The organism is Lacticaseibacillus suibinensis (assembly GCF_003946175.1).
Classification (GTDB): domain Bacteria; phylum Bacillota; class Bacilli; order Lactobacillales; family Lactobacillaceae; genus Lacticaseibacillus; species Lacticaseibacillus suibinensis.
The window spans coordinates 43221-64871 of sequence record NZ_RHOK01000012.1; the positions used below are offsets into that span (position 1 = coordinate 43221).

Below are 21651 nucleotides of genomic sequence, written 5' to 3' on the forward strand. Positions count from 1 at the left end.
TTAGTCATCCTTTTTTTCTGGCAACGACTGGCGGCGCGGCATGTTCTGCCCTTTGCCATATGAAAACAGTTGCTGCGCTTCTTGAATTTCCTCACGAATTTCGGACATTTCATCATCCAGCAAGGCACTGGCTTCGGCGGCGCGCTTGAGCCGCTCTTTCAAGGCATCAGGGAAGTCGCCTTGATATTTATAATTCAGGCTGTGCTCAATGGTGGCCCAGAAATTCATCGCCATGGTGCGAATCTGAATTTCCGCCAGTAGCTTCTTTTCGCCTTCGACCATTTGGACCGGGTACTCGATCACCACATGGTAACTGCGATATCCCGACGGCTTGACGTTGGTGACATAGTCGCGCTCTTCCACGACCTTCATATCCGTGCGCTGGTGAATGAGCTCCACCACAGCGTAAATGTCTTCAACAAATTGGCATTGAATGCGTAGACCGGCAATATCTTGCATGTCCTGCTCCAGCAACTCGTCGGTGATATACCGGCGCGACTGCTTTTCCACAATCGAGTCCACTGGCTTCACCCGCCCGGTGACGATTTCAATCGGGGAATAGGTGCCTGACTGCAGGAATTGACTGCGCATCCCGCGAAATTTAATTTTGAGTTCCTTAACCGCTTGTTCATACGGCATCAAAAACGTTTCCCAATCCCGCTGCATCTTGCCGCCTCCAATTCTAACCTGTTTCATTTTACCATAAAGTCGCGCTCACCTCGCGCTTGTCATTGGAACATAGCGTATACTTAATCCGAGGTGATTTGACCATGAGTATCCACAGCGAACAAGAATTCAAGACCCTGATCACGCCGGCCCAAAGTGCAGCTATCTTGGCTGCTCTGCCGTTCGCCCCGGCTTTTGACCAAACCAACACGTACTACGACACCCCTGACTTTGCGCTACGCCAGCAAAACCAAGGCCTGCGCATTCGCCAGTTTGCCACTCGCGCCGAGCAAACCTTGAAACAGCCCCATGGCGCCGGCCACCAGCTACTGGAAATCACGGACCCTTTGACGGTGAGCGAAGCGCGGGCGCTGATCAGTGCCAACAGCGTGGCCAATCACGGCCAAATCAAAACGACGCTAGAAGCCGCGGGCATTGAACCGAGCTCACTGCAACAGTTTGCTGCCGCAGTCACGCGCCGGCGCGTCTCCCACCAACCAGGCGGGCTAGTGACTGTGGACGAGACCCACTACCCGAATGGCCACAGCGATTTCGAGTTGGAACTGGAATACACCACTGATGCGCATGCCTATTGGCAGACCCTGCTGAAGCAATTCGCCATCACGCCTTCCCCGGTGCAAAACAAGGTGGCCCGGGCGGCCGCCAATGTCAGCAATTCACAAGCACATTAATTGTCATAAATTAGTTTTCTGGTAAAGTGAGGAGTAGAAGCCCATTATGCAGAAACCCTTCTTTTCCGCGCTTCCACTTAAAAACTCTCCGGGAGGACTCACCGTGTTAGAACTTTTCCTATTCATCAATCCCATTGGCACCCGCTGCCGCGAAGCAGAACGTGCGGTTCAGCGTTTGGCAAAAGAACTGACGCAAAAAGTGAAGCTCCGCTTTGTCCCACTCGTGAATTTTACCGTGATTGACCGTTATATGGCCGAACTGGGGCTCGACGCCCATGACCTCGACCTACGCAACCAGCTGTTCGACACTGCCTACCAAATCGCGGTGGACTACAAGGCCGCTCAATTCCAAGGCAATAAAAAAGCGCGCGCCCTGCTGTTGGCAGAACAAGCGCCTTTAACCTGCCCCGCCCAGGCGTACGATTCGCAAGTGGCCGCCGAGGCCGTCGCGGCGATTGGCTTTGACGTGGCCGCCTTCAACGAAGACCGCGCCCGTGAAGCGATGCATCAGTGTTTATGCTCAGATCAAGCCATTGCCCTGGAAATGGCCATCACCTCCACCCCAGCAGCAGTGATTTTCGACACCAACAAGCCGCAAGAGGGCCTGCGCCTTGAGCAACTGCCCTCGCTGCACATGCTTAAACGCATCTGTGAAAAATATCTGCTCCAACCAGAACTCCCAGCACCAGAAGCGATGTTGCGGGTGCTTTAGCCATCAAAACCGGATTAGCCTTTGACTAATCCGGTTTTTTATTTGGCCGCAAGTGTTGAAACGCGACAATGCCCCTTTCACTTAGGTATGATAAGTTAAAGTCGTCAACTAAATCCAGGGAGGGATTGCGATGAAAATTGGTGTGCCAAAGGAAATCAAGAACAATGAAAATCGGGTGGGCCTGACCCCTCCCGGCGCGGCGAGTTTGATCAAGGCCGGCCACAAGGTGGCAATTGAGCATACGGCCGGTACCAGCGCCGGCTATGCCGACGCAAAATACGAGGCGGCGGGCGCGCAGCTGGTCGATGCCGACACCGCTTGGCAAGCGGACTTGGTGATCAAAGTCAAAGAGCCCCTCGCCAGCGAATACCACTACTTCCGGTCGGATTTGATTTTGTACACCTACCTGCACTTGGCCGCTAACAAGCCCCTAACGGAAGCCCTGATGGCCGCTGGGGTCACCGCCATTGGTTACGAAACCATGGTCGGCCCCGCCGCTGACTTACCGGCGCTGGCGCCAATGAGTCAAGTGGCTGGCCGCATGGCAGTGTTATTCGGCGCCCAGTATCTCCAAACGCAAAACGGCGGTAAAGGCGTGCTACTCACCGCCGTGCCTGGCGTGGCCAAAGCCAATGTTGTCATCATTGGCGGTGGCGTGGTCGGCTTGAATGCCGCCAAAACTGCTTTGGGCCTTGGCGCCAATGTCACCGTGCTGGATATCAACAGCCACACCCTGGCGCGCATTGATGCCCAATTTGGCGGTCAAGTCCAAACGCTGTTCTCCAATGAGGCCAATCTAGCTGCCACCATTAAAACTGCTGACCTGGTGATTGGAGCCGTGCTTATTCCAGGCGCCGTGGCCCCAAAGCTGGTTTCGGAGCAAATGATTGCCAGCATGACCCCTGGTAGCGTCGTGGTTGACATCCCCATCGATCAAGGCGGCATTTTTGCCACCAGTGATCATGCCACCACCTTTGATGATCCGATTTACATCAAACACGGGGTGATTCATTACGCCGTGGCCAATGTCCCGGGCGCAGTGCCAAAAACCGCGACCGATGCCTTAACCGCAGTGACAACGCCACTTGCGGTCAAGCTCGCCACGCAAGGCCTCACTCAAGCCGCGCAAACCGACCACATGCTTTACACCGGCGTCAACATCTATGCCGGTCAGCTGGTCGAACCCGCCGTTGGCGCAAGCCTGAACCTAGCTTATGAGGATTTAGCGAAGCTGCTGTAGTTTCTCCGTCACCGTCGCATACCAATTTGGCTGCTGCTGCCATTGCCAAAACAGCGGCGTTTCCTGCAAATAACCCGCCTGTTTTAATACTGCCAGCCACTGCCGCCGCACGGCTTCCAGCACCGCTTGATCTGGTATCAGCGGCGTGCGCACCTGCGAAAACTGCCGCCAAAAAGCCGCTTCGGCGGCTTTTTGAATCGGTGCGGTTTGAAACTGTAGCAACCACCAAGTGCGCAGCTGCCACTCTGGCAAAACCAGTCCCGGCAAATGCCGCTGCTGCTGATGCACCACCCACGGCACTCCGGCCACGTTCAACCCAAACCTAGCCGCCTGACCCTGCAGCGCCATGACCTTCGGCTCCCGAAAGCGTAGCCCAGCTTGCACGGCCTTGGCCTCAGCCACCAGCCGCTCGGCATAATCGAGGCGCCGCTGTTGCACCCGGTTAGGCCATTGCAGGCGCTGATCGATATGATCAGCGTGCAGCGTCCACTGACTCAGCACCCCCGCCTGCGGATCCAAGAATAATAATTGAAACCCGCCGGCGGTGTAGCGCAGAAATTTGGCCTGTTTTGCTGCCGGCCAGCGATCAAAATAGCGCGGCCCGGCAATCCAAATCACGACCAAATCGAGCTTAGCATAACCGGCAGTACGCTGCGCCAGCGCCTCAACGCTAAGCGGACTGCATTGATACTCCAAAACCGTGCGCTTGCCTTCCCGCAACCACACGACATCCGCCCGCTGCTTAATTGCTGGGTAGTAAACCTCTAACTCACTGCGATAACCGAACTGCTCACCCAACGCCGAGAGCCACTGCTTACCAAGCAAATGCGGTAAACTCTCAGGCTCACTGGCTGCACAGGGCGGCCCCAAATGATAAAAATGGGCCGGCATCAACGCCCCATTGCGAATCCCTACAGGCCGCAAACACGCGGGACACACAAACCGCTCATGAAGTGCTTTAGCCTGCTGATGATCCCGCAACGTCACCAACCGACCATTTTCTGCTTGGGCAACAAACATGCTCCTCACCTCACCCAAACATTACGCAAACAAGGTAGGCGCAGACGCTATGAACTCTTCCTTGTGCCTGCACCGCGACAGCCAACCGACGCGCTCTTGTTTCTGGTCCTTGAATGAGCGCGTGACGTAGCGGTTTCGGCCGCCGGGCACGCTAAAACCGCCAGCAACTTGCTGACGGCTAAAGGCTTACTTATCGATATCAAGGGTGGATGGGTCGGATTCTTCCGCTTCAGCCGGCGCTTCGTCAGCTTCGGGCTTCGGGAACAGCTTGTCTTGCAACTGCTTGCGCAACTTGTCGGTGACATCCTGATGGGCAATCAAGTAGTTGGCCGCATTGTCGGCCCCTTGCCCAATCCGCTCGCCATCGTAAGAGTACCAAGAACCACTCTTCTCGACGATTTCGTTATCCACGCCCAAGTTGAGCATATCCGCCTCTGGCGAAATCCCGTGGCCATAGCTCATCGTGGTTTCTACCGTCTTGAATGGCGGTGCCACCTTGTTCTTGGTTACTTTGATCTTGGTGATGTTACCCACGACATCCGTGCCGTTTTTAACTTGCTGCGCGCGCCGCACCTCCAGCCGAATGGTGGAATAGAACTTCAAGGCGCGGCCACCAGGCGTGGTTTCTGGGTTGCCGAACATGACGCCGATTTTTTCCCGCAACTGGTTGATGAAAATCACAATCGTCTGCGTCTTGAAAATCGTGGACGTCAGCTTCCGCAGCGCCTGAGACATCATCCGGGCTTGCAGACCGACATGGCTGTCACCGATTTCACCTTCAATTTCGGCTTGTGGCACCAAAGCGGCGACGGAATCGACGACGACGATGTTAACAGCCCCAGACTGAACCAAGGCATCAGCAATTTCCAATCCTTGTTCACCGGTATCTGGCTGCGATAACAGCAAGTCGTCGATGTTGACGCCCAGCGCTTCGGCATACTTAGGATCCAAGGCGTTTTCAGCATCGATATACGCCGCCGTGCCGCCATTTTTCTGGACACTGGCAACGGCTTGCAGGGCAATGGTGGTTTTCCCTGAACTTTCAGGGCCATAAATCTCGATGACCCGGCCTTTCGGAAAACCACCGACGCCCAGCGCCAAATCCAAAGATAAGATACCGGTGGAAACCACCGCAACATTCGTGAGCGACTTGTCGCCCATCTTCATCACGGCGCCATCACCGAATTGTTTCTTGATCTTCTTCAGCGCCGCATCCAGCGCCTGTTCGCGGGCGCCGCCATCCAGTGAGGTTTGCCCATTCGCAGATTTTTTAGCCATTGTTTTCGTCCTCTCTATCTCGTTGTCTGATTAATTATACACCAAACGAATGTTCGATGCGACCCCTACCAATAATTAAATTCGCAATTACCTGGTATTCACCTTTCATTGCTGCCCGGCTTTTTGCATTGATCCAACATGTGCGTTAAACTGGAACCCAAATTTGGGGGACAAGCAAACGCAGAAAGGATGATTCAATGCGTATCGACACAAGCAAGTACCCAGAAGGCCAAGACGCGGTTGATCCCAAGCGGGTCAAACGGTTAAAAATCCTCAGCCGCGTCGCCACCATTACCTGCATCTCCATGTACATCTCTTACATTCCGCAAATCATCGCCAACTTCTCTGGCAATCCAGTTTCACCACTGCAGCCGCTGGTCGCGATGATTAATGCGACGCTCTGGGTTGGCTACGGCTGGTTCAAAACATACAAAGACTGGCCTGTGATTATTTCTAATCTCCCAGGGATCGTCTTTGGGTTCATTACGGTCTTAACCGTCTACATTCACTAAACGCAAACGGGCAATCAACGCAGCGGCGCTGATTGCCCGTTTTTTTACTGAATGGGAAGCAACATGGTTTGATCGACTTGCGTCAGCACCGCATGCACTGGGCTGGTGTACTCCTCACCGTCCAACTGAATATGTTCATGTGCGTCGGTACTGAATTCATAGCGGTTCGCCTTCACATGGCCAAGCTTGCGGTGCTCCGACTTACCGCTCAAAATTGCCATCAGCACTTGAATCAGCAACCGCCATTTCTCCTTGCGCACCAAGACAAAACTAAGCTGATGCCAATCTTGAGCACGGTCTGGGAACAGGCGCAAACCGCCGCCTAAAAACGGATGGTTGGTGAAAACGCACAGGAAGGTGTTATCAATCGTCACCGGCTGATCGATTTTCACCGTGGACCGGAAGGCTTTCTGGCTCACCACGGCACGTAAAATGTTGGCGGTGTATGAAAGCTGGCCCAAATGCACCTTGTTTAAGGCGGCCTTGCTGGTGGAATGATTGGTGTCGTACACGATACCGCCATCAACTCCGACGCCGAAGTTGTTCAAAAAGTACAAGGTGCCATATTCCTCAGTTTCGGCCTTGCCGATGCGGGCGGCGTGCGGGCGAGCGGTTTTTAACGCCGCCACTGCAGCAAAGGGGTCCAAAGGAATGCCATGCGCCCGGGCGAAATCATTGCCGGTGCCATTAGGAATGTAACCGACTGGGATATCCCCTTGCCCCAAAGCTTGCAAGCCGTTCACGACATCGTGCAAAGTGCCATCCCCGCCAATCACCACCACGAGGGGCTTGACGCTGGCCGCCTCGACTTTGGCTACCACGGCAGCGACGGCATCGCGGGCATCACCGGGTTGCTTCGTATAAGTGGTGGTGGCGAAGGTATACTGCTCGGCCAAAGCCGCCATCAGCGCTGGAATTTGTTTTTTCGTCCGCGCGTTGCCGGCATATTCATTAATAATTAATTCGATTTCTTCCACTTCGCACCCCATACTCTAACGACTGATTAAACATTAATGCTTAGATTATAGCAGAAAAATCATGGCCTATCGCAAGTTAAAGTTTCCGGTCAGCGGGCAGTTTTTCACCGCGCCACTGCTTGTGGTAAGCTAACGACGGAGATGAGACCATGGCAAAAGCAAAAGCGACCATCGTGAAAACGACCAAAGTATTGGTGGGGACCATGCCGCTGACGCAAATCAACGTGACCACCATCATGAAACAAGCCGGCTTGCGGCGGCAAACCTTTTACGACTATTACCGAGATAAATTCGATGTCCTCGGTGACATCTACCGCACCGAAATCGATGCCGATGTTTGGTACTGTGGGGATTACCGGCGCTGGCCGCAAACGGTACACGCGATGCTCACGTATTTTGATGCCAACCGTGACTTCTACCGGCAGGCGCTACAACTCGATGAGCAGAATGCGCCGGAAACTTACATTCGCGCCCACCTAGAAGAAATGTGTCGCACCATTTTGCGCGATCTACAGCACGCCGAGCAACTCACCTTACCTGCTGACTACCAGCAGTTTCTCGCCGCGGCGATGGCCGATATGAGCTTAGGCGTGTTGCGCCGGTTCCTGTTGGCCACTCCGGCAGAACCGGTGGCGACAGTGGAGCGTCATCTGAGCACCTTGATCGCCGATAACCTGGCCGGGCTCAAAGCCCGCACCGGACACTAGGCTCATATTGTCCGCTTTGCTTACTTTAAATCAGTGTTACACTCTATTTGTCGTTAATCAAAACGCAGCTTTCTCTGCGTCAAAGGAGTGAAAAATATGAGTCATGTCTTAATCTTAGGTGCCAACGGGCAGATTGCTCGTTTGGCCGAACAGCAGTTGCTAAGTACCACCTCACACCAGTTGACCTTATTTTTGCGGCACGCGAGCCGCCTGCAGGTTCAAGACCCAAGCCGTGAAACGGTGATCGAAGGCAATGCCACCGACGTTGCTGCCCTCAAAGCGGCACTGACCGGAATCGATATTGTGTACGCCAACTTAGGCAATGCCCAGATTGAAAAGCAGGCCCAAAGCGTCGTCGCGGCGATGGACCAGGCCGGCGTCAAGCGCCTGATTTGGATTTCGACATTGGGGATTTACGATGAAGTGCCAGGCAAGTTTGGCGCTTGGAACCACGCCCAACTCGATGGCGGCTACCTTGAACCTTATACTGCTGCCGCCAAGGTCATTGAGGATTCCGATTTGGCCTACACCATCATTCGGCCAGCTTGGCTGTCCAATAAGGATATTGTCAGCTACGAAATCACGCACCGCCATGATGCCTTCAAAGGCACCGAGGTTTCGCGTAAGAGTATCGCCGATGTGGTCGTCAAGCTCATCGATGATCCCTCAAAGGCTCAACGTGATTCGCTGGGGGTCAATCAGCCCAATACCGATGGCGACAAGCCTTCGTTCTACTAACTTTAAAGCAAGGACCGAGACCTCATTAGCGTTAATGATGGGTTCTCGACGATTTCAGAACAGTACGAGCCAAAATGCGACGCCCTAGCCGTATAAGCCAAGCGGCCTGCAAAACCGAAGTTCGGGTTTTACAGGCCGCTTGGCTTATACTCTGGGCTAAAACCGCATTTTGTCTCAGCCTCTGGGTGGTCAAGGCGAGTTGCTTGACCTCCCTAGCGGATGCGGTAAACTGGCAGCCATCACGCAAAGGAGGCGACATGAATGACTCGCCCTGATTACACCGCACTCCTGCCTGGCGCGCTGCTCGCCGCAACGGCAGGGAGCTTAGATGGGTACACCTTTTTGCATCAAGGTGCCGTGTTTGCCGGCCTGCAAACCGGCAACTTGATTTTACTCGGCGTCCATCTCGGCGGCGGGCAGTGGGCTGAAGCCGCCCATTACGCCGGGGCGCTCCTGACCTTCATGCTCGGCACGGCGGTGGCACGCGGCATCCAGCACCGCTATCAAGGCGCTAGGCTAGACCGAGGAACCTTGATTTTGTGCTATGAGCTCTTGTTGATCAGTCTGGCCCTGCTGGTGACGCAGCTTGGTCCTCAGCCCCTGGTCACTTGGCTTTTAGCGGCGGCCGCGGCGGCGCAACTCCAAGAATTTCGCTCGCTCCATGGCGCGCCATTCACCTCGCTCATGATGACCGGTAATCTGCGGTTATTGGTTGAATCAGGCTACGACTGGCTGATCAGACGCGAGCATCAAGCTAAGCGCCGCACCGTGGATATCCTGGTGATTTTGCTTAGCTTTGCTGCGGGTGCCGCAGCCGTGCAGGGTTTGTCGTTCATCCTTGGCCGTAGCGCCCTGGTTTTGGCTTTGGCGAGTTTAATGCTGGTCATCGCCACCGGCCACCGAAAAAAAGTTTGAGCGGCCTCTTTTCAAACCGCACCGAAGATGCTAAAGTAAGTCCAACATTAAAAAACGAAAAGAAAGTTCAGTAACCGCAGCTGCTCTGCCAGTGAATCGAGGCCAGTGGAAACTCGATCAGACCCCAACTGCGGTGAATAACCCTTTCTTATGTTGCTACCCCAAATGGCTGCGGCCAAAGTAGGCGTAGCCGTGACCGGCCCGTTACCATCCGGAAACGCATGTTAGTGCGTGTTGAGGTGGTCTATTTTAGATAGGCAACTTGGGTGGTACCGCGAAAAGTCTTTCGTCCCTTGCTTAAGGGGACGAAGGGCTTTTTTTGTGGCCATCCCTGCTGGCTGTTGCGATTTTCAAAAGGAGTGCATTGATATGACTTTAATAATTCCAGACCACTATGATCCAAAGCTTTCAGTCAAAGAGACGGAAGCGGCCATTCGCTACATCCGGGAAACCTTCCAGGATGAATTCGGCCAGCAAATGGGCTTGCAGCGAATGTCGGCGCCGATGATGGTGGAACAAGCCACCGGGCTCAATGACAACCTTAACGGCGTGGAAAAACCGGTCAGCTTTACCATGCAAGCCCTGCCTGGGGAGCAGCTCGAAATTGTGCACTCCTTGGCCAAGTGGAAACGCATGGCCCTTTATCGTTACGGCTTCAAACGACACGAAGGCCTCTACACCAACATGAACGCCATTCGTAAGGATGAAGACCTCGACAACTTTCACTCCATCTATGTCGATCAATGGGACTGGGAAAAAATCATCACCAAAGAAGAACGCACCGAAGCGACGCTAAAGGCCACTGTTCGCCAAATCTTCAAGGTCATCAAGCACATGGAAGATGAGGTTTGGTACAAATATCCTCAGGCCGTCCATCACTTACCGCAAGAAATTCACTTCCACACCACGCAAGAACTGGAAGACCGCTGGCCCGACAAAACCCCACAAGAGCGGGAAGCGGCGATTTGCCAGGAGGACGGTGCCGTTTTTCTGATGCAAATTGGCGGCCTACTCAAATCCGGCCAGCGCCATGATGGCCGCGCCCCTGACTACGACGACTGGACCTTGAACGGTGATCTCCTGTTCTGGTACGAACCCCTCCACCATGTAATGGAGCTGTCCAGCATGGGCATCCGCGTCGATGAGGCGGCCATGCGCCGGCAGCTCAAAGCCGCACATGCTGAAGACCGGGCGCACCTACCGTTTCATGAGTTGCTACTGGCCGGCAAGCTGCCTTACACCATTGGCGGCGGCATTGGTCAATCCCGGCTGTGCATGTTGCTACTCGGCAAGGCGCATGTCGGCGAAGTGCAGGCTAGCGTTTGGCCGCAAGCCACGCTTGATGCCTGTCAGGAAGCGGGCATTCAGATTCTCTAGTTTGGCAGATGAAAAGAGCTGCTTCATTTACGAAGCAGCCCTTTTTGCATGGATGCAGTTAAACCCTCATTGCGGAATTAGCACCCGATCATACGTCAACAACCGCGCCCTAAAGCCATCGTGTTCGTCGAAATGCAAAGCGTTTACCGCCACATTTTGCGGTGCGGCTAAGGCTTCCGGCGACAGATGCAAGGCTGCCGCCACCAAGGCGCGAATGGTCATACCATGGCTCACTGCCAGCACCGAGGCAGACGGCGCCGTGCGCTGCAGCATCGCGAGAAAATCCATGGCCCGGACGGTCAATTCGGCATAGCTTTCGGCATGCGGGGCATGCTTGCTGAAGTTGGCATTGAACATGCCATGATAATCGAAGCTATCTGGGAATTGATGCCGGAACGGTTCCGGATCAAGCCCTTCCCAATCGCCGAAGCCCATTTCCACCAGCCGCGGATCCTCATGTAACGGCATATGCTCGCCTGTCAGCAGCGCCGCCGTTTGCTTGGCGCGGGTCATCGTGCTGGTGTAAACCACATCGAACCGCTGCCAATCAAAAGCGCCGGCACACTGCTTGGCATAGGCAATGCCCGCCTCAGACAGGGGCACATCATCACCGTTCCCAGAGATGCGTTCCTGGTGATTGGACACGCTGATGCTGTGACGCACAAGTACAAGTTCCATTAAGTCATCCCTCCATTTGTAAGCAGTTTCAGGATACCATACTTTGCTTGCGCTGCGCCGGCTTAATCCTGGTCGGCCCCGGCTTTATCGACGAGTTCTGGATGGGAGGCTTGAAAATCCTTCCAAGTACTCATCGAAGTCGTGATGAACTTGTTGGTGTTCACATCCAGCAGCGTCACCTTGGTGCGGCGAGTCAAAAACAACGCAAACGCACCGGCACTAGCGACGGCAATAATCAGGAGCCACCACCAAGCGGTAAACAGCATGACGGCCAAATCAACAATGATGATGCCGGCGGTGAGTTGAAACGCCTTTTGGGTCTCGGCGCCAGCCTGCTGCGAATAATGATGTGTGGGGTCTAATGCGGTCATGTTACCCTCCTACTCTAAATACAATTCGCGAAGCGTCGTTAATTGTCGATTCGACAAGGCCAGCGCCTCACTCAAGTATTGCTGCATACTGCCATAAGTCTCGTGAATCGCCGCCAGCGCCGCATCAAGATATTCTGGATACACGACCCAAATATCATGCATTCCTTGCAGCATGTTGGCATTGCCGCCAGCCTGTTTGGCCTGGGCAATCACTTCCGCCACGGCCTGCTCCATGTACTGATTAGTCGCGAGATAGTCCATGCGAATCGTGGCTTCATCCACGCCCAGCGCTGAGAGCAAATAGACCGCGCCCATCCCAGTCCGGTCTTTGCCGGCAGTGCAGTGGAACAAAAGCGCGTCTTTGTCATTGGCCAACACCAAATCAAAAAACTGGCGGTAAGCCTTTTGTGCCGCATCACTTAATACAATGTCGCGATAGGTCCGCAGCATATTATGGTACCCAGCCTGACCATCCAGTGCGAAGGCCTTTTGCTCTTCAGCCCAGGATTTGGACACTTGGGTTTTGTCTTCACTGAACACCGGATCGAACACGTACCGGGCCGACCCGGGTAGCCGATCAGGTTTGGCGCTGCGCTCATCTTGCGTCCGAAAGTCGACATCCACCCGCACCCCGTATTGATGCAAAAAGTCGATGTCGCGCTGGGAGAGCCGATCCAGACTCCCTGAGCGAATCAACCGGCGTGCCTGGATGCGCTTGCCATCGGTGGTCGGATAACCGCCTAAATCACGAAAATTATAGCCATGGTGAATATTCAGGAGCATCGGTTCCACTTGATCACTTCATTTCTATCGTTGTCTTAACATTGTAGCGCAGATTCGCACAAAAGTCGTTAGCCGTCAGCCCGACTTGGTTGCGCTTACGCCTTAATGACTAGCCGCTGGTTGGTGATGGCCATGGCTGGCAGTACCGCTTAACCACCTCGACCAATCCCGCCTAACAGCCGCCTTAACTAGCCTCAAGGCCTGCTCAAGGCTATAATGGACGTATTCCAATTTTCAGAAAGAGGCTAAACCTTGGCTGCAAAAAAGCAAAATCCCATGCTGGTGGTTGCCATTGTGGCGCTAATGTCGTTTCTTGGCATCTTGACCGAAACCGCCATGAATACGACTTTTCCGACCTTGATGGCCGACTTCCACGTATCGCTCAGCACCGTGCAGTGGGTCACTTCCGGCTACCTATTGACGGCAGCGTTAATCATGCTCACTTCGGCTTACATGAAACGACGCTTCACGAACCGGCAACTTTTCGTCTGGGGCGCGCTGCTTTTTTCCTTAGGGGACTTGCTGTGTGCCACAGCCGTGGTTTTCCCGCAAATGCTACTCGGCTGCTTGATTCAAGCTGGTTGCGTTGGCTTGTGCACGCCGCTGATGGTCAATATCATCTTAGATGTCGTCCCGCGCGCCAAGCTCGGGGTGTACCTTGGCATTGCCAACTTAATCATCCTGATTGCCCCAGCCCTCGGCCCGACATTTGGCGGCGCGCTGGCGGCGATGGGCAGCTGGCGGCTGATTTTCTGGATTACCTTACCGCTGGCGTTAGTACTGATGGCGCTCGGCCAAAGCCAAATCAAGCAATACACCAAAGCTGAACCCCTGGCCTTTGACTGGACGCGCTTTGGCCTGCTCGCTACCGCTTTAATCGCTTTGGTCGTTGGGCTGACCGCTTTCGGTGATGGCCGCTGGGCCTTTGCCTTCGCTCTGCTAGTGCTGATGCTGGCGGCCGGTTGGGGCTTTTTGCGGGTGTCCCGCACCAGTACGCGCTATCTGTTCTCGCTGCGCGTGTTCCATGAACCGGCCTTTTTGTTCAGTTTTTTACCTTATATCACCCTGCAATTTGCCAACGTCGGCTTAAACTTCCTGCTACCCAATTATGTGCAGGACGTCTTTTCTGCGACCGCGCTGGTGGGCGGCCTGATTTTACTGCCCGGTAGCGTCTTTAACGGCATCGGCCAGCCGGTGTACGGCTGGATGCTGGACCGCTTCGGCGGCAAGCTGCCGCTGTTGCTCGGTGCCGGCCTGTTCACGGTCTCAATTCTCGTTTTTGCCATCTTTGGCCCAGCGCTAGGCGTCGTCGGGGTCACTTGGGTGTACCTCGTTTTTGCCATTGGCCGGTCAATGGCTTTCAGTAATTCAGTTGCCTATGGCCTTAAAGGGCTGCCCAAAGACCTGCAAAATGACGCCAATGCCTTGTACAACACCGGCCAGCAAGTCGCCGGCGCAGTCGGCACCACCGTTTTATCGCTGATGATGACGATGATTAACCACCCCGGCTGGAGCAAGGCGCAGCAAGTCACCGCCGGCTCCAATGCCGCTTTTTGGCTCCTAGTCGCCCTAGGGCTAGTCGTGATTGGCTTATTCTGGCGCTTACTCAAACCACAAGCGGCTTAGTCATTTGCCTGCCACTGCGGTACACTGAAGGAAACAATGCCTGATCAGGGAGGATTCACCATGCATTTATTCACCATTGCCGTTGCTCCAACCATAACCGTGCCTTCAGCCGCGACGTGGCCGATTAGCGAAGCACCCGCCGCCTGGACGCAAATCGCGGCCACCGTTGGCTTAGCCGGTCCAGCCGGTATCCCTGCTTTCGAAACCGCTGCCGATTGGGCGGCGATCGAACAAGCCGCGGCGGCTTACGAACAGACGCAACTTACCCCTTGGCTGGCGCGACTTTTGCAGGCGGCCGCCGCAGATCATCTGGCCACCACCTGGGACTTTGGCGACGCCAAGGACCCGCTGCCACGGCCGCTGTTGACGCAGTATTTCAAGACAACCAGCGTGCTCAAAGCGGCGTCTATCACCGCGGCTTGGCTGCAGCAGCGGCCACTGATTGCCCAGCCTGCGCAGGAATTTACGCGGCTGTTTGAGGCTGGTGCGGATGTCACCGCCGTGCTGCCTACCTACCGCCATTATGAAGGCATGACCATTCGCGAGCTGGCTTGGCAAATGAGCATCGACATCGAAGACTTGGAACTGCCTGAAGCACTCGTTGCCAATGATCAAGCCGCGCTACAAGCCGCAACGGCAGAGTTTGCCCAACGTTACCCAGGGTTTGCCTTCACCGCATAAGGAGCACCTCATGATGACAATCCGTCCCCTCGCCACCAAAGATTTTCCCCAAGTGGTCACTTTCGCCATTGAGGGCATGCACTTTGACCGTTATTTTCAAAATCCGCTGATGCTACGGGCCTTTGGCTACTATTTCGTAGAACACGAATACGCCAATGCTACCCAAGCGCTGGGCGCCTATGAAGCTGGCCGGCTGGTGGGCGTACTGCTTGCCAGCGAAACAGCGGCCCCAAAGCCTCACGCCACTTGGCTGCGGCGCCTCTTGGTTGCCAGTTATCAGCGTTTGATGCGCGTTTTTGCGGGTCACGGCACCCCGGCTTACGACGCCGCCAACGCCGACATGCTCGCGGCTTTCATGGCCAAAAAACCGGCCGATGGCGAAATCAGTTTACTGGCCACCGACCCGACGCTGCAAGGCCGCGGCATTGGCAGTCAGCTGCTGGCGGCGTTCGCACACACTGCCAAAGGCAAACGTTACTTCCTCTATACCGACAGCGACTGCGTGTACCAGTTCTATGATCACCGCGGCTTTATTCGCGAGCAAACGCGCCAGATTGAACTCACCCTGGGCGCCAAGCAATTTCCACTGACCTGCATGCTTTATAGCCAAGTCTTTTAGTTGCTGAGCCAAAATGCGGTTTTAGCCCAGAGTATCAGCCAAGCAGCCTGTAAAACCTGAACTTAGGTTTTGCAGGCCGTTTAGCTTATCCGGCTAGGGCGGCGCATTTGGCTCGTACTATTCCGGAATAGTCGTGGGCCTATCCTCGGGTCTCAATCACCTTCTTTTGCCCACGCAAAAACGCCGGCCGCAGCCGACGTTTCGGTCATCTGATTATAAAGCTTTGGCAATCGCCGCGTTGACTTGATCTTTCTGGTCCTCAATCAAGGCCACCCGCGTTGCAATCACTTTGGTGTCCATCTGGATTTCGCGCCCCAGCCCTGGCACCTCCAGCTTCGGTTCAAAGAAGGCCTTGAATTCAGCCAAACGCTTAGCCGTATCGAAGCGGCTGGCCACCACGGTGATGTAGGTGGTGAATTCCATGTCGCCGCCGACCGTCTTGTTCAACCAGTCCCATTCGTTGCGCAGCCAATCCCAAGCCAGCTGTTCACCTTGCGGGTTGGCCAACACGCCGCGGAACCAGCTCCGCAGGTCTTGCGGCTTGATGGTATCAGCCTCTTCAAAGTAGGTCACAATCTGCTTCAAAATTGCTTCGTCCTTGAAGGCTGGCGTTGCGTACATCAGGGCTTCTTTGACACTTGGATCGGCCGTCTTCCGGTACTCAGCGATGAAATGGTCGAACAGGGCCTGACTTGGATGCTGCTTAGCTTCATTCTTCAGGACATAAGGCCGAGCATCAGCTGACATGGCCGCAATATCGGTAATGGTGTACAACGCATGCGCATCGGCTTCGAAGTCAGCATTGTGGCCGAATGCAGCCCCATCCAGAATATATGGCCGGCCGATTTGGTCATCATTGGATTCGCCAGCCTTTGGCGTGAGGCCAAGGCGGGCATATTGGCCAGCAGACAACAGCTTGAAGAAGGCGCGCAATTGCTTGTCCTCTTCCGAATCCGGCGTGGTGAATTTCTGCAGCCGGCCGGCGGTTTGCATCACCGCAGTAATGACAATATTGCTCGTGTCATCCTTGAACGTCTTCAGGAGCGGCACAATGTCGGCATAAGAGATCACGCCTGCTTCAGCCTGGAGCCGCATATCTTGCAGCAGCTGCAACTTGGAAATAGCATCGAAGTCTGCCGCTTCGCTGAGTAGGTCAGCCATCAAGGTGTCATCGTACTTCACGATGAAGTGCGAGTTGTTGCCGACGTTCAGGCGGAAAGCTTTGCCTGCTTCAGCGCGCAAGGTCTTGTAGTCGCCCAAGCTTACCGTTTTTTCGCTCATAATCTGCGGTGCAGCGGCGTAGTTGCTTTCCAGCGGAATCTGCCACTGGCGGCCAACTTCCTTGCCTTCACCGATGAAGAACTGCTGTTGGCTGAGCTGCAACTGACCGTCAACGATTTTGGCGGTGACCAGTGGGTAGCCAGGCTGTTCCAACCAGGACGTCATGATGGCGCCCACATCGATCCCAGACGCTTCACCCAAGGCGGCCCAGAGATCGGCCCCTTTGGCATTGCCGAACTTGTGGGCGTCAAAGTATGCCTTGAGGCCCTTGCGCAGGTTGTCGTCGCCAATCAAGGCGCGGACCATCACCAAAAGCCGTGAGCCTTTGGCGTACACAATCGCGCCGTCGAACACAGAGTCGATGTCCGCTGGATCTTCGACTGCGACATGGACCGACTGCACGCCATCCGTTGCATCCCGCTGCAAAGCAGCCGACGCTTCAGAAGTCTGGAACATTTCCCAAATGTGCCAATTGGGTTCCATGGCATCAACGCTCAGGTATTCCATCATGTTGGCAAAAGATTCGTTGAGCCACAGGTCATCCCACCACTTCATGGTCACCAAGTCACCGAACCACTGATGTGCCAGTTCATGCGTGATAACGGTCGCGACAAGCTGCTTCATGCGCAACGAAGTATTGTCAGGATCCAGCGTCAGGTACGCTTCCCGATAGGTGACTAAGCCCCAGTTTTCCATAGCGCCAGCCGAGAAGTCTGGCAAGGCCAACTGGTAGGAATGTGGCAGCGGATATGGGGTTTCGTAGAAGTCTTCGTAGAATTCAATCGCCCGCTTGGCAATGTCCAAGGCAAAATCGAGTTCTTTTGGCTGGTGAGCTTTGGTGGCAAAGACGCCGATTTCCACGCCGCTCTTGGTTTTAGTCAGTTTCTTCTGCATATCGCCAAACGCGAAGGCCACCAAGTACGTGGACATGCGCATAGTGGTGTCAAAATAGTGCACGCCAGCTTCAACTTTCACTTCTGGCATGTTGGCAATGACGGTTTCGCCCGGTTGTTCGTCGAACTTCAACGCCAGGCTGAAGGTCGCCTTCGCTTCTGGTTCATCAACGCCTGGGAAGGCTTGGCGCGCGGCGGTGGATTCGAATTGTGTCCCAATCAGGAGCTGCTTTTCGCCATTGATTTCATAATAGGAAGGATAAATGCCCATCATGGTATCGGTCAGCGGCGCCGTGTAATCAAGCGTTAGCGTCACCGCGCCGGCTTGCGGCAACGTGATCTTGACGGTTTCAGCCTGGTCATCCACCGTAAACGGCACGGTTTGACCATCGGCTTGCACGCCGCTAATTTTCAAGTACTTCTGGTTCAGGGCGATGTCCGCTGCTTTGGCCTCGCCTTGAACCGTGGTTTTCCCGGTGATGGTTTTGGTGCCCCGGTCAACATCAATGAACAAGTCATAGTGTGCTGGCTGGAAAGTTTCGTATAAGTGTTTTGCCATTATTTTCCCTCCGAAATTTTATAATGATCCCATTATATACCCTATCGCAGGCAAAAGGCCACCAACCCGGCAATCAGGCGCCGGGTTGGTGGCCTCAATACTACCCTCTATTGTTCCGCCTGCCACGTCAGGTATTTCACCGCAATCTGGCGGCGCACCGCGTTGACCCGCTGCGGGCTAAGGTTCAGGTGAAGGGCAATTTCGCGATTTGATAGCTGTTCGCCATAGCGCAGTGCTAAAATGGTGCGTTCACCGGGCGTGAGCCGCGCCGCAAGCGCGGTCAATGCCTCTGCCACCAGCACACTGCTCATGCTGGATGCTTGCCGCGCACCCGTCATTGCGGCGGCTTGGTGCCACTGCTCGCCGGCCGTTTGCTCAAGGGCTTGGCGCCGCTGCCACTTCAGTCGGTGTTGCAGCAAGCCCAGATAGACCATTTTGCCGGCCAGCCGGTTGAATTTTTGCACCGCCGCTGGCTGATTCAAGGGTTCTTCATACTGCTGATAATACGCTAGGTACAGGAGCATCCCCTCCTGTCTCAAATCCTGATAGTCTGGCGTTTGCGGGCGCACGCCCAGCCTGCTCAAAGCATAGTAAACCACCCGCTGATGCTGCAGGTAAAACGCAAATGCTGCTTGATCTGTCGCCACTGCGACCCCTTCTTGACGCCGCCTTGGCCCAGGCCGCGAGGTGAATTTCATCACCGGTCATGATGGGGTCAGTGTAACGACTAGTTGCGCAAACGAAAAAAGCGCATCGACCACGCTGCAGCCGCGTGGTGACGCCTTTGAGCCTCGGCAAGGATCAGCGGCGGCTTGGTTTCACGTGCTTTGGGGCGCTCTCATGCGCGTGAATGCGATTAAGCCGAAGGGGCCAGTCCCACCCTAATCACCGCTAAGGCTAGTTTGATGGCATCCTTGATCACTGGGGGCAACACAATATCAGCCGTTTGATCCCACATCCAGCCGGCAGTGGGCCCCGCCCGAAAATAAAAACTCGTCTGTGTTGCCGGTTCATACACCGTCAGCTTCCAGCTCGCCTCGGCGCCGCTCGCATCTTGAATCGCGCCGGCAATCAGCTCCAACTGAGGAAACTGCGCTTGAACGGCTTCCGCGACAGCCGCGATTTGCGCTTGATACGTCATTCGTGTCACCTCAGGGTTATTGTAGCAGAATATCGAACGTATGTTTGCTTTAACGATTTTTTTAACCCTTGCCGGGATTCAAAAAGACGCTGATGACAACATCAGCGTCCCACCAACTGATTCAAATATGGCAATGCTTAACCGCAGTGGCAATCCTCAGACTCCGGAAAGTCCTTGCTGCAAACCAGCAGTAAGTCCCCGGTTGCATCTGGCACCATCAAGCCAGCGCTAGTCCGGCCTTGCAGTAAATACCCGGTCGCTCCAGCTTGCGCAAGCGGCACTATGAATTGCTTGCTCACCTGGTCGGCAAACGCATCCAGCGCCCCCGCCTGCAGTGAGCAAGCCAGCTGCTCCGCTACCGGCGGCTCGCCTTGAATGCGGTACGCCAAAATGCTGTTCATGCCGATGCGCGCCATGTCAAAGAAATCCTGTAAACGGCCCGCCTCAATCACACGCACCACTTGTTGCGGGGCAGTGGGGACAGCCGCTACCCTCGCGGTAATCGTTGCAGTATCTGGCATCATGAAGCCTTCTTCCTGTGTCATCGGTTCCAAGGCTAATATAGCACAAACACGTGGCTGGCATCAGCTAGTCGTCAATGTTGTCTTGCCAGAATCAAGTCTTAGGATTCCGTCATAGTTAGCGCGTTTGACTGTCTCTAAATGATGCGTCACATGTAGAACAATGCCGGGGTACTCGCGAATCAATCGTTCCACCCTCGCTGCGTTCTCTGGGTCCAAAGCGGAAGTGACTTCATCCAAAAGCAAAATACTGCTATTGAAATATAAACTACGGGCAAAAACAATGCGTTGCTTCTGGCCTTCGGAAAGCTTTTCGCTTTCTTTGCCCATCTCACCTGCCATGCCCACACGAGCTGCGATGCGCCGTGATTGTGTTTCAGTGATTGGATTGAGAAGCGAAATGTTGGCACTAAGCGGCAAGTCAAACAACAGACGAGTCTGATCGATTAGAACAATTTGATTAACCGTTGTACCTTTCGGAAGTGTAATCGCACCAGCAGTAGGTAAAAGATTGCCCTTGATCAAGTTGAGCAGAGTGCTTTTCCCCGCTCCAGAATCACCAACTATCAAGTAGTGCTTCCCCGCCTCGAAAGTAGCCGTAACCGCATCTAAAATTAACTGGCCATCCACAGCATAGTGCAATTCCTTTAACTTCAACTCAGAGGTTACACCAGCAAGTGGGACGACTGTTGTTTCGACCGCAGGTTTAAGTATCGGCGCCACCTCATCAAGCACCGGTGCCGTACTCAGCAGTTGCTTAAGGGCATCAGCAATTTGTTGGATGGGCAGCACCAGATTTTCACTCAGTTGCAAAACGGCCGCAATCGTCCCCACTGTGATAATAGCTTGCGCTGCTCGGATTGCTCCCACAGTCAAAATCAACACCGCGCTCAGATAAAACGCCGCCCCACTCAAGACATTGACAAATGCGTTTTGTCGACTAAAGTTTAAATATGTTTTTTCGTAACTCCGATTGGCGTGATTAAATCGACTCCGAAACAAACCGCCGACGCCAAAATTATGAATGACCGCATGCCCAGTAGCAAGGTCATTAAAAGCGCGCAAACTTTCGGACTGTTGATTCAAATACATCCGCTTTCGATAGGTTAAGCTTCGCCTAAAGCAAAATGGCAGAATTAACGGTAAAATCGCGGTGATGAGCGTAAGTCCCATTAGTACGGGGTCTAGAACGGTCAACACAAGTAAACTACCCGCCAAGCCTAAGCCCCCTTGATAGAGGCGTAGCAGTGGCGCGTAGAAATCATCGCTAATCGTCGGAATTTCATTATTGTAAACATTACGATAATGATTTATTTCAGCGCCTCTAAAATGCCTAGGCAGCAACTTCACCAAATGGGCAACCAACGCGGCCTTCATTCCTGCCTCCTGGTGAACTCGGAAAGCACTTTGAAAATATTGGGCAAAAAAGTCACTGACCGTAATCGCCAGTGCACAGGCTAAATAAGCTAAACATTTTTGACCAATTACACCCAGGTTTTTCTGGGTCGCAGCATCAATGATCTGCTTCGTCAACACTGCTGGTATGACTGCCAACAACTGAGTACTGGCAATCGTAATCAACGCCAGCCAAAACCAGGGTTGGTTTAGAACAGGTTTCAACCTTTCTTTCACTTTGGTCGCCTCCCTCCCATTACGATAAATGT

At 54.3% G+C, this 21651-nt stretch carries 23 protein-coding genes; 11 read left to right on the forward strand and 12 right to left on the reverse strand.

Annotated elements, in window-relative coordinates; translation table 11 throughout:
- A complete protein-coding gene (locus tag EKM90_RS07410; RefSeq protein ID WP_125581247.1) occupies positions 1–666 on the reverse strand; it encodes a GTP pyrophosphokinase in 666 nt (221 codons plus the stop codon).
- A 104-nt stretch (positions 667–770) separates the two neighbouring features.
- Here EKM90_RS07410 and EKM90_RS07415 point away from each other — a divergent pair, with 104 nt between their 5' ends.
- From EKM90_RS07415 to ald, 3 genes are all read left to right on the forward strand, one after another.
- Positions 771–1358 (forward strand): CYTH domain-containing protein, encoded by a 588-nt coding sequence (locus EKM90_RS07415; RefSeq protein ID WP_125581249.1) that lies wholly within the window; start codon positions 771–773, stop codon positions 1356–1358.
- Between the two features lie 103 nt (positions 1359–1461).
- Entirely contained in the window at positions 1462–2070 is a 609-nt protein-coding gene (locus tag EKM90_RS07420; protein WP_164507903.1) for a DsbA family protein, read from the forward strand.
- Between the two features lie 130 nt (positions 2071–2200).
- On the forward strand, positions 2201–3310 hold the full coding sequence (ald, locus tag EKM90_RS07425; RefSeq protein WP_125581253.1) for an alanine dehydrogenase: 1110 nt from the start codon (positions 2201–2203) through the stop codon (positions 3308–3310).
- Here ald and EKM90_RS07430 read toward each other — a convergent pair.
- Both EKM90_RS07430 and recA read right to left on the reverse strand, forming a co-directional pair.
- Complete coding sequence (locus EKM90_RS07430; RefSeq protein WP_125581255.1) at positions 3293–4330, reverse strand: competence protein CoiA; 1038 nt, start codon at positions 4328–4330, stop codon at positions 3293–3295. The genes ald and EKM90_RS07430 overlap by 18 nt on opposite strands.
- Positions 4331–4516: 186 nt before the next feature.
- Positions 4517–5608, reverse strand: a complete 1092-nt coding sequence (gene recA / locus EKM90_RS07435) for a recombinase RecA (protein WP_125581257.1) — start codon at positions 5606–5608, stop codon at positions 4517–4519.
- A 197-nt stretch (positions 5609–5805) separates the two neighbouring features.
- Here recA and EKM90_RS07440 point away from each other — a divergent pair, with 197 nt between their 5' ends.
- Positions 5806–6120 carry a SemiSWEET family transporter gene (locus tag EKM90_RS07440; RefSeq protein WP_125581259.1) on the forward strand — a complete coding sequence of 105 codons (315 nt, stop codon included), beginning with the start codon at positions 5806–5808 and terminating at the stop codon, positions 6118–6120.
- Positions 6121–6164: 44 nt separating this feature from the next.
- Here EKM90_RS07440 and EKM90_RS07445 read toward each other — a convergent pair whose 3' ends face one another.
- The gene (locus tag EKM90_RS07445) at positions 6165–7097 is read right to left on the reverse strand and encodes a diacylglycerol/lipid kinase family protein (RefSeq protein ID WP_125581261.1); all 933 of its coding nucleotides are present in this window, start codon (positions 7095–7097) and stop codon (positions 6165–6167) included.
- 149 nt (positions 7098–7246) lie between these two features.
- On the opposite strand from EKM90_RS07445, the gene EKM90_RS07450 reads away from it, so the two are divergent.
- From EKM90_RS07450 to asnA, 4 genes are all read left to right on the forward strand, one after another.
- Positions 7247–7804, forward strand: a complete 558-nt coding sequence (locus tag EKM90_RS07450; RefSeq protein WP_125581263.1) for a TetR/AcrR family transcriptional regulator C-terminal domain-containing protein — start codon at positions 7247–7249, stop codon at positions 7802–7804.
- Positions 7805–7900: 96 nt separating this feature from the next.
- The gene (locus tag EKM90_RS07455; protein ID WP_125581265.1) at positions 7901–8542 is read left to right on the forward strand and encodes an SDR family oxidoreductase; all 642 of its coding nucleotides are present in this window, start codon (positions 7901–7903) and stop codon (positions 8540–8542) included.
- 261 nt (positions 8543–8803) lie between these two features.
- Positions 8804–9457, forward strand: a complete 654-nt coding sequence (locus tag EKM90_RS07460; protein ID WP_125581267.1) for a YoaK family protein — start codon at positions 8804–8806, stop codon at positions 9455–9457.
- 369 nt (positions 9458–9826) lie between these two features.
- Positions 9827–10834: an aspartate--ammonia ligase gene (asnA, locus tag EKM90_RS07465; RefSeq protein ID WP_125581269.1), complete on the forward strand. Its 1008-nt coding sequence runs from the start codon at positions 9827–9829 to the stop codon at positions 10832–10834.
- Positions 10835–10900: 66 nt separating this feature from the next.
- On the opposite strand, the gene EKM90_RS07470 is transcribed toward asnA, so the two are convergent.
- The 3 genes from EKM90_RS07470 to EKM90_RS07480 form a co-directional block, all read right to left on the reverse strand.
- Positions 10901–11512, reverse strand: a complete 612-nt coding sequence (locus EKM90_RS07470) for a histidine phosphatase family protein (protein ID WP_125581271.1) — start codon at positions 11510–11512, stop codon at positions 10901–10903.
- 62 nt (positions 11513–11574) lie between these two features.
- Positions 11575–11883: a hypothetical protein gene (locus EKM90_RS07475; RefSeq protein WP_125581273.1), complete on the reverse strand. Its 309-nt coding sequence runs from the start codon at positions 11881–11883 to the stop codon at positions 11575–11577.
- Between the two features lie 9 nt (positions 11884–11892).
- Entirely contained in the window at positions 11893–12675 is a 783-nt protein-coding gene (locus EKM90_RS07480) for a tyrosine-protein phosphatase (protein ID WP_125581275.1), read from the reverse strand.
- A gap of 267 nt (positions 12676–12942) precedes the next feature.
- Here EKM90_RS07480 and EKM90_RS07485 point away from each other — a divergent pair, with 267 nt between their 5' ends.
- The 3 genes from EKM90_RS07485 to EKM90_RS07495 are packed head-to-tail and all read left to right on the forward strand — an operon-like array spanning position 12943 to position 15592.
- Positions 12943–14292: an MFS transporter gene (locus EKM90_RS07485; RefSeq protein WP_125581330.1), complete on the forward strand. Its 1350-nt coding sequence runs from the start codon at positions 12943–12945 to the stop codon at positions 14290–14292.
- Between the two features lie 60 nt (positions 14293–14352).
- Complete coding sequence (locus EKM90_RS07490; RefSeq protein WP_125581277.1) at positions 14353–14973, forward strand: hypothetical protein; 621 nt, start codon at positions 14353–14355, stop codon at positions 14971–14973.
- Positions 14974–14983: 10 nt separating this feature from the next.
- Entirely contained in the window at positions 14984–15592 is a 609-nt protein-coding gene (locus EKM90_RS07495; RefSeq protein ID WP_164507904.1) for a GNAT family N-acetyltransferase, read from the forward strand.
- 213 nt (positions 15593–15805) lie between these two features.
- On the opposite strand, the gene EKM90_RS07500 is transcribed toward EKM90_RS07495, so the two are convergent.
- The 5 genes from EKM90_RS07500 to EKM90_RS07520 form a co-directional block, all read right to left on the reverse strand.
- A complete protein-coding gene (locus EKM90_RS07500; protein WP_125581281.1) occupies positions 15806–18325 on the reverse strand; it encodes a M1 family metallopeptidase in 2520 nt (839 codons plus the stop codon).
- A gap of 107 nt (positions 18326–18432) precedes the next feature.
- On the reverse strand, positions 18433–18972 hold the full coding sequence (locus tag EKM90_RS07505) for an RNA polymerase sigma factor (protein ID WP_164507905.1): 540 nt from the start codon (positions 18970–18972) through the stop codon (positions 18433–18435).
- A gap of 209 nt (positions 18973–19181) precedes the next feature.
- Positions 19182–19466, reverse strand: a complete 285-nt coding sequence (locus EKM90_RS07510; RefSeq protein ID WP_125581285.1) for a hypothetical protein — start codon at positions 19464–19466, stop codon at positions 19182–19184.
- A gap of 137 nt (positions 19467–19603) precedes the next feature.
- Complete coding sequence (locus tag EKM90_RS07515) at positions 19604–20011, reverse strand: hypothetical protein (protein WP_225422776.1); 408 nt, start codon at positions 20009–20011, stop codon at positions 19604–19606.
- A gap of 39 nt (positions 20012–20050) precedes the next feature.
- Positions 20051–21619 (reverse strand): ATP-binding cassette domain-containing protein, encoded by a 1569-nt coding sequence (locus tag EKM90_RS07520; protein ID WP_164507907.1) that lies wholly within the window; start codon positions 21617–21619, stop codon positions 20051–20053.
- Between the last annotated feature and the right edge of the window lie 32 nt (positions 21620–21651).